We start from the raw sequence: 13,555 nt of genomic DNA, 5'->3' as shown, positions 1-13,555 counted from the left end.
CCGCCAATGGGTGCTGATCCATAAACTCATTCATTTTGGCGAATGAATCGGCGCTGATAATAGTGTCTGGATTGAGCAGTAAAATGTATTGGCCGCGGGTTTCGGGTAAAATGCTATTGTACGCTCTTGACAAGCTTTCTTTGTCAGTAAGAAGATGCTGCTTTACTTGCGGAAACTCGGCAGTCAGCATGTCGACTGAATTATCTGTAGATGCATTATCAACCACAATAACCTCATGTGGAATATTGCGGGCAGCCTTTTGCACAGAAGTTAATGCAAGGCGGAGCCCATTACGGGAATTGTGATTAATCAGGATTACGGATAATTTCATACTTGCTACTTTGATAGTGAACTTTCGTATGGAATACGTGTCGCGATGGATCTCCCGAGGGTGATCTCGTCAACGTACTCCAGTGCACCACCAAAAGCTATGCCACGAGCAATGGTAGAAAGATTAATGTTGAAATCTTTTAGGCGTTTGTGCAAATAAAAAATGGTTGTATCGCCCTCCATTGTGGCGCTGAGGGCAAAAATTACTTCCTTAACCTCGTTTTCTTTAATTCTGGCCACTAAACTGTCGACTTGCAGGTCAGAGGGGCCGATTCCGTCAATCGGGGAAATCAAACCGCCTAAAACGTGGTACACTCCGTTATACTGGTCAGTATTCTGTATAGCCATTACATCACGTGTATCCTCTACTACACAGATAGTTGCATGATCGCGCTTGTGTGAGGAACAAATTTCACATACCTCCTGATCGGAAATATTGTGGCAAACCTGGCAGAATTTTATCTCATTTCGCAATTTGACGATGCTGTCACTAAATTTCGTCACTTCCATTTTGTCCTGGTTAAGTAGGTGCAGCACCAAACGCAAAGCAGTTTTTTGCCCCACTCCAGGTAATTTGGCAAACTCTGCCACTGCATTCTCCAGCAACTTTGACGAAAAATTCATTCTGCGAATTTAATCAAATTAGTCCGGAAGTCGGTAAGTCAGCATAAGTCCGGCAGATGTAACATACATTTTGTTTTTTATGTATAAATTGCCGACACGAAACCTCAAAGATGTCATACTGAGCCTGTCGAAGTATGAGGGTCGGCCTTTACGCCATATCCTTCGACAAGCTCAGGATGACAGCGCACATCAGTGTGCTCGGGTTTCTCACTAACATATTAATCCATGTCGCCATTAGTACTTCTATCTTTTATAATCGGTTATTTCCTTGTATTGCTCGTTATTTCGTGGCTAACATCCCGTAAATCGTCCGATAACGATACTTTCTTTGTTGCCAACCGCAATTCCAAATGGTACCTGGTGGCCTTCGGCATGATCGGTACTGCATTAAGCGGGGTTACTTTTATTTCCGTTCCGGGGAAAGTTGGTGCCCCAAGCGGGGATCAATTTGCCTATTTTCAATTTATACTGGGTAATGCGGCGGGTTTTATCATCATCGCTACCGTACTGCTGCCACTTTATTACCGGTTAAAACTGACATCGATTTACGGTTATATCGAACAGGCTTTAGGAACATGGAGTTATAAGACCGCAGCAGGCATATTTCTCATTAGTCGTACAATAGGCTCATCATTCCGGCTTTACCTGGTGGTAATCGTGCTGCAAAAATTCATCTTTGATAGCTACCATATCCCATTTGCAGTAACGGTATTGATCTGCCTCGTGCTGATATGGTCATACACTTTTAAAGGTGGTTTAAAGACCATCATCATTACCGATAGTTTGCAGACTTTGTTCCTGGTATCTTCTGTATTCCTGTCTCTCTTTTTTATGTGCCGCAGTTTGCACATGAGCATTTTTGAGGCGGCAGATGCTATTAAGAACAGCAGTTATTCAAAAATCTTCTTTTTCAATGACTTTTTGAGCAGCCATTTCCATTTCAGCAAGCAATTTTTGGGAGGCGTATTCATTACCATCGGTATGACCGGCCTTGACCAGGACCTGATGCAGAAAAACCTGAGCATGAGTCACATTAAAGAAGCACAAAAAAATATGTTCAGCTTTACAACCGTGTTTGTGATCATCAATATCTTCTTCCTGAGTGTTGGAGCTTTGCTATACATATATGCAACAAAATATGGCGTTCATGTTGACAAGACAGATTACCTCTACCCTACAATCGCGTTAAACTACCTGGGTGTAGTTCCGGCTGTGGTGTTTATGCTGGGATTGACTGCGGCTACTTTTGCGACTACAGATTCTGCCTTAACAGCATTAACCACATCGTTTTGTGTCGACTTTTTAGGTTTCACAAAAAACAAGGATATCAATAGTTCGCGGATGGTAAAAACCCGCCATTGGGTGCATATAGCTTTTTCAGTATTGATGCTGCTGACCATTGTCGTATTCAATGCCATTAATAACGATGCTGTAGTAAGTGCCATCTTTAAGGTTGCTTCCTATACCTACGGGCCGTTATTGGGTCTGTACTCATTCGGCCTGTTTATGAAAAGAAGACAAGTGGCCGATAAACTGGTTCCGTTTATTTGTGTTATATCTCCAGTAGTGTGTTATTTCCTCAGCACTGATTCGGCAAAACTGCTCAGCGGATATGTTTTTGACAATGAGCTCATCATTGTGAACGGATTAATTACTTTTGTCGGGTTATGGCTCACGTCTTCTAAAAAAGAAGTAAAAACAGAGTCCTGATTTTAGATTTACGAATTACGATTTCAGATTTAGTTGTGGAGTTCGATTTCAAATTATAAACCATTAGAATTTAGTATTTAGAGATTAGAGTTTTAATAAACATGACTGGTGAAGATAAAATAAGACAGGCTTTTGAAAATAAGAACTGGCAGGAAATAAAAGTTACCGACTCGTGGCAGATATTCAAGATCATGGCCGAGTTTGTAGATGGATTTGAAAAACTCGCAAAAATAGGCCCTTGTGTGTCCATTTTTGGTTCGGCGCGTACTCATTACGATAGCAAATATTATAAACTGGCTGAGGACACCGCACGATTACTAACTGAACGCGGTTACGGCGTAATCTCAGGCGGCGGTCCGGGTGTTATGGAAGCTGCTAACAAAGGCGCCTACGAAGCCGGCGGTAAATCGGTAGGTTTGAATATTGAGCTGCCGTTTGAGCAATTCCACAATAAATACATTGACCGCGATAAACTGCTGGAATTCGATTACTTCTTCATTCGCAAGGTAATGTTCATGAAATACTCACAGGGCTTTATTATCCTGCCTGGCGGTTTTGGCACAATGGATGAATCGTTTGAGGCGATCACCCTGATACAAACCGGAAAGATCGCACGTTTCCCCATCGTTTTTGTAGGACTCGAATACTGGGGTGGTTTATTCAAATGGGTGGAAGAAAAAATGCTGGCGCAGGAACATAATATCAGTCCCGATGATTTGAACCTTTACCGTTTAGTTGATACCGCCGAGGAAGCTGCCGAGCATATCTTCCGTTTCTACGAGAAGTATGTACTGAAACCGAATTTTTAATTAACATTGGGTTTACCCGCAAGCTCGATCATTGCAGTCACCTCGTCCAATACCTTATTGGGAGTACCTGAGCTTCCTGTGTAAGTAAAGCGGATATTGCCATTTTTGTCAATGACGATTTTGGTCGGGATAGCATTAATATTATACAGCTGACCTACTTTCGTGTATTTGCTCCCTGAAAGCTTTTCATCCAGCAGAACACGAAAGTCGTAATGGCTATCTTTTATAAACTTTCGGACGTCATCGGTATAATAATCCCCATTCTCCCAAAGGTCAACAAAGAAGAACTTCACTTTGGGATTATTCTTGTACTTCTTTACGGCTAGTTGCATGCCTGGAAAGGAGGCTTTACATGGCATACACCATGTAGCCCAAAAATCGAGAATGACGATCTTTCCTCTTAAATCAGAAAGCGAGACTTTCTTTCCATCCAAATCTTTTAACGAAAACGCCGGCGCAGGCTTTTTTATCATTTTTTGAGCGAAATCGGCTTTGAGCTTACTCATTGATTTATAATGCTCGCCCGGTATCGTATCAATATGGACAGTAGTTTGGAATGTCGTAGCAGCCAATTGAGGCCATAGTGCGATATAATCTTTCTGATATTCATCACTATTTTGCGGATATAGCAAAAATTCTTTTTTATACAATTCGGCTCCGCGTTTAACATCCTTTATCACTTTTGCATAAGTGGTTCCCAAACCGCTGGAGTAAAAGTAGGCTTCTGATGCATAAGCGCCCACAATCGGCTTTTTATCTTTATAAACTGGATATAGATAACCAGTATCCTTATTGTTATCCACTTCTTCACCCGAACTGATCTTTACAAAAAAGGCTTTAACTGTTTTGTCAATAACAAACTCACCGGTTAATGAACTACCCGATTTCTTCAGATCAATATTTGAAGTTTGAAACTTCTTGTAATCCATAAAATACGCTACAGCTTTAATCGCCTTTTTATTGTGCTGAAAGACGCCTGAAGGGTTATAAGTAATTGTTATTTTTTCTCCGGCGGCCGGATACTGTTCTGACAGTATAAGGCGTGATGTAGATTGTGCATCTGCCAGTTGCGCACATAGTGTAATAAATATTGCAATCAGTAATTTAAGGTTCTTCATTCGTGACTGGTTTACGGTTTAATTAGTGTTCTTAAAACGCAAAAAATCATTTAAGATTATCAAAATAAACTTTATTTGATTGTTCTAACACACATTATAGGAGTTTTGATGCACTGACTCCATTTAGTGTAAAGCATTTTAACGGTTTTAAGTGTTATATTGGCGAAGTTATTTAAAAAATAATAACAGGGCTTTAAACATTCCGGTGATTGGGGATGTTGTTTATTACCCATTATGAGTATACAACCTAAAACCAAAACATCAGCTGCGGTTGGATTTATTTTTGTCACCATCTTTATTGATGTGCTGGGTTTGGGCATCATTATTCCGGTTATTCCTAAACTGCTGGAACAGCTGGGGCATACTGACAATGCCGTTGCTTCTGAAATAAACGGCTGGCTCACGTTCACTTATGCTTTAATGCAGGTACTGTTCTCTCCTATCCTGGGTAACCTGAGCGACCGGTTTGGCAGACGTCCAATATTATTGATTTCTCTTTTCGGATTTAGCATCGACTACCTGTTCATGGCATTTGCGCCCTCCATCTTCTGGCTGTTTGTTGGGCGAACGATAGCAGGTATTACAGGTGCCACCATGGCAACAGGCACAGCCTACATTGCCGATGTAAGCGAGGGCGACAAACGTTCGGCTAATTTCGGGTTGATCGGGGCAGCATCCGGGCTAGGTTTTATTATTGGTATAGCAGGCGGCGCTTTCCTCGGTGAATTAAGTATCAAATTCCCTTTTATTGCAGCCGCGGCGGCAGCACTTTGCAATGCGTTATGGGGATTATTTGTACTACCCGAATCATTGGATGCTGAGCATAGGCGTAAGTTTGAATGGAAGCGCGCTAATCCGATTGGCTCTATGCAAAACCTGGGCAAGTATGCCTCGCTGGCCAGTTTGGCAGTTGCATTCACCCTAGTTTACATAGCACAAAAGGCAGTTGAATATCAGTTGCCTTTTTATGTATATGAGAAGTTCAACTGGACGATGCATAGTGTGGGGATCCTGGGTATCTTCATAGGCGTCTTACTCATCAGCATACAAGGTGGATTGATCCGCTTGCTCATCCCCAAATTTGGTTTAAAGAATAACATTATCTGGGGACTATTATCCTATGGCTTAGGCTTAACGCTAATTGCCTTCGCTAGTTATGGCTGGCAGGTATATCTATACATGATACCTTATTGCCTTGGCGGAGTATCGGGCCCGGCATTGCAAAGTATGATCACCAGTAAATTTGAGAAAAATGAGCAGGGTGAGCTACAGGGAGGATTAAACCTGCTTTCGAGCCTTAGTTTGATATTCGGGCCACTGATAATGGGTTATACCTTCAAATCATTCGCGCACAAAGGCTCTCCCATATATTTTCCGGGTGCACCTTATATACTTGGGGCATTATTGGTTTTCATAAGTACTTCGATCGTTATAAAGAGTCTGAAAAAGCTGCGTTAATCCAAACCGCTTACACCACCCGAAATAACAAATTTCATCATATCGGCAGCGCTTTTATCTATTTGTTTTACCTTTTCCGCAGGAATGATTACGACTTGTCCAGCAAATGAATATGAGAATGGAAAATAAACAGCCACTTCACCCGGCAGGCCTATTTTAGCCAGATCTTTTTGCACAAGAAATCCTACTTTTTTTAATCCAAACTCATTGATTTCAACAAGTACAGGCTCGTTAAATTTCTTTTCTTCTCCAACAAATGCTTCGGTCAGGTCTTTTATAGATGAATAAAGGAACTTAAAAAGCGGCAGGCGATCTATCCATCGATTGAGCCATTGTTTGATAGGATCGGTGATGACGTTGGTTACCAGAATACCTACGATCAGGATAATGACAAGGACATTTAGTATACCTAATCCAGGTATATAAATAGGCTGACCTTTGCTGTCAGTCAGGAAAATACCACTTAGATTCAGAGCTTCATCTATTTTCGCCACACCCCAAAAGATCAAAAAAGCCGCTGCACCGATAGGAACTACTATAATTAGTCCTTTAACAAAATAATTCAATAAGGCTCCGGCGATTCTTTTCATGGCAAGTCTAAGTTTCTACTCGTAAAAGTACACTCTTTTTACCCTTTGCGAAATATTGGTCAGTATTTCATAGGGGATGGTATGAATCTCGCGGGCCAATTCTTCAATGGTAAGTTGATCATTGAATACGATCACATCATCGCCTTCACGCACATCTACATTGCTTACATTCAGCATGGTCATGTCCATTGATATATTACCTACAGTCGGCACCAGCTTTCCTTTAATCAGCATCTTGCCCACTCCATTACCGAAGGCCCGCAGGTAACCATCGGCATAGCCAATACGTACAGTGGCAACCTTACCATTGCTATTCAATTTTCCTTTACGATTGTAGCCTATAGTATCATTTGCAGCTACCTTACGCACTTGCGATACGCTTGTTTTTAAAGTAGCAATAGGCTGCAAAACTCCTGAATCTGATGGTACAGACACATCAATACCATATAAACCTATTCCTAACCTTACCATATCGAAGTGAGCTGAAGGCCAGCGAATAATGCCCCCGGTATTAGAAATGTGCTTGATAACACTATACCCCAGTGCCTTCTCTATCTTGGTAAAAGCTTTCTCAAAGCGTTTGATCTGCTTCTTAGTAAAATCATCGTGTTCAGGCGCATCGCTGGCCACGAAATGTGAGAAAACCGATTTGACTTTGATGAACCTGTTCTCTTCTATCAGGTCGCAAAGTGTATCGATATCATGATCTTCAAAACCGAGGCGGTGCATTCCGGTATCGATCTTGAAATGCACAGGATAATTGCTCAGGCTATGCGACAATGCATATTTTACAAACTCATCCAGTAAATTAAAGCTGAATATCTCCGGCTCCAGTTTATACTCGATCAGCTTATCAAAAGCAGATAGTTCAGGATTAAGCACCATTACGGGTAGCGTGATTCCTGCCTGCCTCAAAGCCACGCCTTCATCAATATAAGCCACCGCGAGGTAATCCACCTTATTATATTGAAGCATGTTGGCTACCTCGAACGTTCCGCTGCCATAGGAAAATGCCTTCACCATAGCCATGATCTTCACGCCAGGCTTGAGTTTTGACTTGTAGAAATTCAGATTGTTCAGCAAAGCATTCAGGCTGATCTCCATCACCGTTTCATGCGCCTTCTGACTCAATGCAGAGCTGATGCGTTCAAATTCAAAACTCCGCGCTCCTTTTATCAGGATGGTTTCATTATCAAAATTCAGCTCGTTCAGGTGCTGAAGTAAGGTATCGGTATCGGGATAGAAATGTTTCTTCTCGAGTGTAAAGTATTCTTTATGAGCAGACAGGGCCTCTCCCACACCAACAAACTTGTTTACCTTCCGGCTTTTAATCATATCAGCTACCTGCCTGTACAATACATCTTGTTCCAGGCCCGATTGATAAATATCCGAAAGGATCAGCGTGCGTGTAGGATGCTGATTTTGTTGATTCAGAAAATTCAAGGCAATCTCCAATGACTGCACATCCGAGTTATAAGAATCATCGATCACCGAGCAATCATTAATGCCATTCTTCAGTTCCAGGCGCATGCTTACCGGGCTCAGCCGCTCTATTCTTTTGTCCACCTCAACCGGGCTATAGCCCATTGCCAGCATGGTTGCCCAGCAGACGATTGCATTTTCTACTGACGCTTCATCCAGGAATGGGATCAGACATTCTATTTCCTTGCCTTTATATTTAGCACGCAAATAATAGTTTCTCGATATAACGGTCTCAGCAAACACATACAGGTCAGCCTGGTTAAATTTTCTGCTCCAGCTAAAGTGATCATTAATGGTAATATGTTTTTTATAATCTATCAGCTGATCGTAATTATGGATCAGGAGTTTGCAATGTGTAAACAACTTCAGCTTTTCGAGTACTTTTTCCTTTCGATCTTTAAAACCTTCATCATGTGCCGGGCCGATATGCGTTAAAATACCGATTGACGGTTTGATGATAGCTTCCAGCCGTTCCATTTCATTCACAGTGGAGATACCTGCTTCAAAAATACCCAGGTTATCCTTATCATTGATCTGCCACACGGAAAGCGGTACACCTATTTGTGAGTTATAGCTTTTGGGGTTACGAACTATTGTTTTATCGGAAATCAGCAATTGATACAGCCATTCCTTTACAATGGTCTTTCCGTTACTACCTGTTATACCGATCACCTCCAGATCAAAACGGCTGCGATGATAAGTGGCAAGCTTTTGCAATGCATCCAGCACATTATCCACCAATAGGAAGTTTGCCTCGGGCATTTTGATCCCGGTCTGATGCGTCACCACAAAATTGCGAACCCCGGCAGCGTAGGCTTCTGCAACGAACTCATGTCCGTTACGCCTACCGCTTAATGCAAAAAACAACCCTTCCGAAGCGTTGGTAATACGGCGGCTATCGGTCAGCAAAACGCTGATGATATCATCGGTCTCGATAGTTCCGCCTGCGTTAATGATCTGCTGAACTTCACGGATAGAATAATGGTTGCTAAGCATGCTACGAATTTGCTTATATTTCTGCCAATAGAAGAATTTTTAACGAATTTTGGCATTTGATGGACCAACCCAAGCCTACCCCGGTAACCGACGAAAAAACAGCATTAGCCAAAGCCGAGCATTACTGCGCCTACCAGGAACGCTCGCAGCAGGAAGTTCGTGATAAATTATATGAATGGGGCTTGCATAGCACGCAGGTTGAAACCCTGATCGCTCAGCTTATCCAAACCAATTTTTTGAACGAGGCACGTTTTGCAAATGCCTATGCGCAGGGGAAATTTAATCAGAAAGGCTGGGGAAAACAGAAGATAAAACAGGGCCTGAAATTCAAAAAGGTATCGGATGTGCTGATAAAAAAAGCGCTGAACACGATCAACGATGACGATTATTTAAGCACGCTTAAGCAGCTACTGGAGAAAAAAGTGAGGCTTTTGGGCGAAAAAGATCCTTTTAAAAAGCGATATAAGCTGCATCAATACGCTTTGAGCCGCGGATTTGAGAACGATATCATTTCTGACATTTTGAAAAACAGCGAGTTATAACTTTTTTGCAAAAATTTCGTTTTTAACACTTGCGGAATATTCTTTTCTGTCTATATTTGCACTCCGCAAACGCGATAGTGTTTGTCAAATATGCGAAAGTAGCTCAGTTGGTAGAGCACGACCTTGCCAAGGTCGGGGTCGCGAGTTCGAATCTCGTCTTTCGCTCACCAATCCCTTCCAGCAAAAAGAAGGGATTTGTTTTTAAAAGGTGGTGCGGGTTCGATTCCCGCCCTGAGTATTAAATCACCTGCCTAGGTGGTGGAACTGGTAGACACGTCCCGATTTAGATCGGGATTCGCCTTAAAGCGAGTGCTCCTTTTAAGAACATTAATCACCTGCTCGGGTGGTGGAACTGGTAGACACGCAGGACTTAAAATCCTGTTCGCCTTAAAGCGAGTGCGGGTTCGATTCCCGCCCCGAGTACGAGAGCTGATCCAAAAGATCGGCTCTTGTTGTTTGGATTATGTTTTATACCTAACCCAGACCACATTACCTGCAAATTTCCGCAATCCAGGCCGCACAATCTGCCGCTTCAAGTATATTCCAGCTGTGAAAACCTTTCCCGGTTGTGGTGATGTACCGGGCCCTTGTGTTGCCAATATTCGCAAGAAACTTATTTAATTTTTCCAGATCAAATGCATTGATATCTTCAGGTTGCAACTGCTCACAGAAAGTTTTGCGAACAAAATCCAAGTCCGGTTCGCTGTACAGTCGGACTGGAATATTTTTTAAATATTTTGCGTTACCACCGTCTGGTGCATCTGCCGAGTACGCGGAAAATTTCAGATAGGTATCCGGGTTGTCCTGAGGCGAACCATTCAAAGCTTTAAGTAAATACTTTTTTATCATATTGCCTTCTTTGGCAATCAGCTTGTTTTTGCAGTTATAATTGGTCTTGTTCTCTTGGGAACGATACATCCGGGCCAGGTCCAGTGGAGGATCAATTGCAAAAACGCACTTTAAATGTTTCTGATTCTCAGCATTTAAAAGATATTCTGCATAATCAATGGCAATTGCACCACCTGCTGAAAGTCCCCCGATAACCAAATGGAGCTGGTCTGAATGATATTGCCCGGATAGAATTTCAAGTAGGGCATTTAATTCCGAAATGGTATAATCGTCTGCAAACATCGTTTGATGCAGTTGCGGAACCACCGTCACAAATCCATTGTTTGACAAGATGGATGGCAGCTTAGTCTTTTCAAAAATGCTTTGCATACTTTCACCCCAGCCGGGCAATAAGATCAGAATCCCTTTTACTTCCCGCGTGGGTTCGAGGTAAGCATATGAAAATGTTTCCCCGTTTACTTTTCCACTGCCATTTTTAATATTTTGAGCAAATGTTAGGCTGATGCCAACGAACAAACTGTATACAAGAAGCGTTAATTTAAAATATTTCATGTTTGCAAGACGATCATAGTAGTTGTTTGGTAACACTGGCCTGCAATTTTTTTTACAGATCTTTCAAAATAAGCGAACCAGGGGCATGGTGATCACAAATTATAGAAAAGCTTTGGAACCTGCCCCCGCTAACCTTTCACATATCGCAGCAAAACACACCCCGATTCAAACACCTTCGTATCAACCAGTTTTAATTTTAATCGCTCTGCCAGGTCCACGCCTTCAAACAATCGTTTCCCTTTTCCTGCAAAAATGGGGTAAATGACAAAATTATATTCATCAACCAGGTCGAGCTGTATCAATTGCGAGGGAATATCTACACCGCCTGCTAAAATATAGTTGCCTTCCTGCTGTTTCAGTTTAAGTACTTCTTCATAAATGTTGCTATGAATGATCTCCGTATTTTCTTCTTCGGCCTTATCAAGGGTTCGTGAAAAGACCACCATTTTGTCGACTGCGCAAAACGCCTTGGCAAATTCAATATCTGATTCTGTTGACGATTCGTCTTTGATGACATCAGGCCAGTAAGGAACCATTAATTGATAGGTTTTGCGCCCATACACAAACGCGCCGGCGTCCCGCACTAAATCAATATAATATTCAAATAATTCATCATCGGGAACCATGTTAGTGTGGTCGAAACACCCATCCAGGGTGAGGTTGATGGCGTAGATTAACTTTCTCATGTGTTTAATTTTGGTTTTCTTTAAAACACCTGTTAATTACTTACCAAAGTTAGGATCATAAACAATGCAAACAACCCTCAAATGCGCCATTTTCGAGGGTTATTTGCGAACTTGAATAGTATATTTACGCTTATGAAGCATGTATCTGTTTTAGATCCTCTTATTGCCACAGAACCTCTTTAGAATGATCTGAATTCCTTAAAATTGTAATCTATGGAAACAGCTTACACCCAAAAAGAAACTTCTTTATATAAACTATGGGAGTCGGCAATGGCTGATCTTCAGGGCAAAAAAATGAAGGTAACGGATGAAGACTGGCATCGGCAGGTATTCCATCTCTCAGAAGATGGTATAGGCATGGAAGAAGCGTTGCAGTATCTATACAACCAGCAACCAACATTTGAGGCCTTTTGGTTATGGGCCACAAGTAAAGGTGTTAAAAATAATGTTGATGACAGCCCATATACAGATGAAGTGCTTAGCGACGCCGATAAAGCTTTCTGGGACGAAAACGGTTATATTGTGATCCGCAACGCGGTATCCGCCGAACAATGTGCTGCTGCCAGGGCTGCCATATGGGAAAGCCTGGGCGCTAAAGCTGATAATCCTGACAGTTGGTATGCAAGCCATCCCAGTAAAAATGGCTTAATGCTCAGTTTCTTTCAACATGAGGCGCTTGATAAAAACAGGAACTCACAGAAAATAAAAAAGGCCTTTTCGAAAATATATGAGAGCACAGAAATATACCTTTTGATAGATAAAGTGAGCTTCAACCCACCCGAAACAGCAGATTATAAATTTGCCGGCAGTCCGTTGCATTGGGATGTAAGCCTGCAGTTGCCCATCCCGTTTGTTTTGCAGGGGCTTCTTTATCTTAATGACGTAAGTGCAGAAGATGGCGCCTTCCATTGTGTGCCGGGTTTTCACAAACAGATTGATAATTGGATCGCTGATTTACCCGAAAGCATTAATCCTCGCGAAGCTGCCATAAAGGAACTAACACCCGTGGCTGTGCCGGGAAATGCGGGAGACCTGGTAATATGGCACCAAGCCCTGCCGCACTGCGCCACACCCAACAAAGGGATAACACCCCGCATGGTGCAATACATTACTTACAAGCCTTTGCAAGAGAAAACTGCTGAGATATGGAAGTAAGGATGTGTCAATCCCAAAATACAAAAGCCCGGATATTTCTTCCAGGCTTTTGCAAGTTTCTATTCCTCTCAGTTCCTTGCTACCGATGATTCTTTTACAACCTGCCATCTCCCCGATAAATACTCCCATATCAGTGTAAAGAATTTTCTGCCGTCTCCAAGTTCCAGGTCGCGGGTCATTACCACCATGCCCATATTTCCGTCACAAACAGCGTAATGAAACTCAGCTTTAGTAGAAAACGGTTTTGCATTTGAATCACTGTTTCCCTGCACAAAGCCGACAAGCTGTTCCTTGTTCATCGTGTCCACCGCCCCATTTTCATCAACTTTAACTATCAGCAGTTTATCTGCGTAAATCTGTTTTACGTACGGCACATTAAAATGCGTGGCTTCATATATAAGCTCTTTAGTTAGTTCAATTAATTGTTCGCTGTTCATGTTCTTATCGTTCGGTATTGATGATTTGATTTATCGCTGATTTTCAGGTACGGAAATCCAATCCGCGTAATGATTTTTACCCAGGAACACCGCATTTTCAGGCGCAAGGGTATCTGCTTCTAATGGCGCACCAGAATATAAAGCCTTACGATCCGCAACTATTTCATAGTTTTTGTGAGTAGCGTGCGCATATTGTTTCATCCATGCGGTCATATCG

At 42.1% G+C, this 13,555-nt stretch carries 14 protein-coding genes and 2 tRNA genes; 7 read left to right on the top strand and 9 right to left on the bottom strand.

Annotated elements, in window-relative coordinates; all coding sequences use genetic code 11:
• Together VIM89_RS04465 and recR are read right to left on the bottom strand one after the other, a co-directional pair.
• Nucleotides 1–331 (bottom strand): glycosyltransferase family 2 protein (locus VIM89_RS04465; protein WP_488154929.1); only part of this gene is annotated, 331 nt, incomplete at its 3' end.
• Nucleotides 332–336: 5 nt separating this feature from the next.
• Nucleotides 337–954, bottom strand: coding sequence for a recombination mediator RecR (gene recR, locus VIM89_RS04460; RefSeq protein ID WP_488154928.1), 618 nt, complete (start codon nucleotides 952–954; stop codon nucleotides 337–339).
• A 225-nt stretch (nucleotides 955–1,179) separates the two neighbouring features.
• Between recR and VIM89_RS04455 the strand changes: the two genes are divergently transcribed.
• Complete coding sequence (locus VIM89_RS04455; protein ID WP_488154927.1) at nucleotides 1,180–2,664, top strand: sodium:solute symporter; 1,485 nt, start codon at nucleotides 1,180–1,182, stop codon at nucleotides 2,662–2,664.
• 101 nt (nucleotides 2,665–2,765) lie between these two features.
• On the top strand, nucleotides 2,766–3,473 hold the full coding sequence (locus VIM89_RS04450) for an LOG family protein (protein ID WP_488154926.1): 708 nt from the start codon (nucleotides 2,766–2,768) through the stop codon (nucleotides 3,471–3,473).
• On the opposite strand, the gene VIM89_RS04445 is transcribed toward VIM89_RS04450, so the two are convergent.
• Entirely contained in the window at nucleotides 3,470–4,591 is a 1,122-nt protein-coding gene (locus tag VIM89_RS04445) for a TlpA family protein disulfide reductase (RefSeq protein ID WP_488154925.1), read from the bottom strand. The genes VIM89_RS04450 and VIM89_RS04445 overlap by 4 nt on opposite strands.
• A 234-nt stretch (nucleotides 4,592–4,825) precedes the next feature.
• Between VIM89_RS04445 and VIM89_RS04440 the strand changes: the two genes are divergently transcribed.
• Nucleotides 4,826–6,049 (top strand): TCR/Tet family MFS transporter, encoded by a 1,224-nt coding sequence (locus VIM89_RS04440; RefSeq protein WP_488154924.1) that lies wholly within the window; start codon nucleotides 4,826–4,828, stop codon nucleotides 6,047–6,049.
• On the opposite strand, the gene VIM89_RS04435 is transcribed toward VIM89_RS04440, so the two are convergent.
• Both VIM89_RS04435 and VIM89_RS04430 read right to left on the bottom strand, forming a co-directional pair.
• Nucleotides 6,046–6,639 carry a DUF502 domain-containing protein gene (locus VIM89_RS04435; protein WP_488154923.1) on the bottom strand — a complete coding sequence of 198 codons (594 nt, stop codon included), beginning with the start codon at nucleotides 6,637–6,639 and terminating at the stop codon, nucleotides 6,046–6,048. The genes VIM89_RS04440 and VIM89_RS04435 overlap by 4 nt on opposite strands.
• A 15-nt stretch (nucleotides 6,640–6,654) precedes the next feature.
• On the bottom strand, nucleotides 6,655–9,117 hold the full coding sequence (locus VIM89_RS04430; protein ID WP_488154922.1) for a bifunctional UDP-N-acetylmuramoyl-tripeptide:D-alanyl-D-alanine ligase/alanine racemase: 2,463 nt from the start codon (nucleotides 9,115–9,117) through the stop codon (nucleotides 6,655–6,657).
• A gap of 59 nt (nucleotides 9,118–9,176) precedes the next feature.
• On the opposite strand from VIM89_RS04430, the gene VIM89_RS04425 reads away from it, so the two are divergent.
• The 3 genes from VIM89_RS04425 (at nucleotide 9,177) to VIM89_RS04415 (ending at nucleotide 10,082) form a co-directional block, all read left to right on the top strand.
• The gene (locus tag VIM89_RS04425) at nucleotides 9,177–9,659 is read left to right on the top strand and encodes a regulatory protein RecX (protein ID WP_488154921.1); all 483 of its coding nucleotides are present in this window, start codon (nucleotides 9,177–9,179) and stop codon (nucleotides 9,657–9,659) included.
• A gap of 92 nt (nucleotides 9,660–9,751) precedes the next feature.
• A tRNA-Gly gene (locus VIM89_RS04420) sits at nucleotides 9,752–9,824 on the top strand.
• A gap of 172 nt (nucleotides 9,825–9,996) precedes the next feature.
• Nucleotides 9,997–10,082, top strand: a tRNA-Leu gene (locus VIM89_RS04415).
• A 66-nt stretch (nucleotides 10,083–10,148) separates the two neighbouring features.
• Here VIM89_RS04415 and VIM89_RS04410 read toward each other — a convergent pair.
• Together VIM89_RS04410 and VIM89_RS04405 are read right to left on the bottom strand one after the other, a co-directional pair.
• A complete protein-coding gene (locus VIM89_RS04410; RefSeq protein ID WP_488154920.1) occupies nucleotides 10,149–11,060 on the bottom strand; it encodes an alpha/beta fold hydrolase in 912 nt (303 codons plus the stop codon).
• A gap of 128 nt (nucleotides 11,061–11,188) precedes the next feature.
• Complete coding sequence (locus VIM89_RS04405; protein WP_488154919.1) at nucleotides 11,189–11,746, bottom strand: dihydrofolate reductase family protein; 558 nt, start codon at nucleotides 11,744–11,746, stop codon at nucleotides 11,189–11,191.
• Nucleotides 11,747–11,959: 213 nt separating this feature from the next.
• On the opposite strand from VIM89_RS04405, the gene VIM89_RS04400 reads away from it, so the two are divergent.
• Nucleotides 11,960–12,901, top strand: a complete 942-nt coding sequence (locus tag VIM89_RS04400; RefSeq protein WP_488154918.1) for a phytanoyl-CoA dioxygenase family protein — start codon at nucleotides 11,960–11,962, stop codon at nucleotides 12,899–12,901.
• Between the two features lie 68 nt (nucleotides 12,902–12,969).
• Here VIM89_RS04400 and VIM89_RS04395 read toward each other — a convergent pair whose 3' ends face one another.
• Nucleotides 12,970–13,338: a hypothetical protein gene (locus VIM89_RS04395; RefSeq protein WP_488154917.1), complete on the bottom strand. Its 369-nt coding sequence runs from the start codon at nucleotides 13,336–13,338 to the stop codon at nucleotides 12,970–12,972.
• 30 nt (nucleotides 13,339–13,368) lie between these two features.
• The coding region (locus VIM89_RS04390) for a hypothetical protein (protein WP_488154916.1) at nucleotides 13,369–13,555 on the bottom strand (187 nt) is incomplete at its 5' end.

The sequence above is a fragment of the Mucilaginibacter sp. genome (assembly GCF_036568825.1).
In the GTDB taxonomy this organism is placed as follows: domain Bacteria; phylum Bacteroidota; class Bacteroidia; order Sphingobacteriales; family Sphingobacteriaceae; genus Mucilaginibacter.
This window is presented reverse-complemented; position numbering and strand designations above follow the sequence as displayed.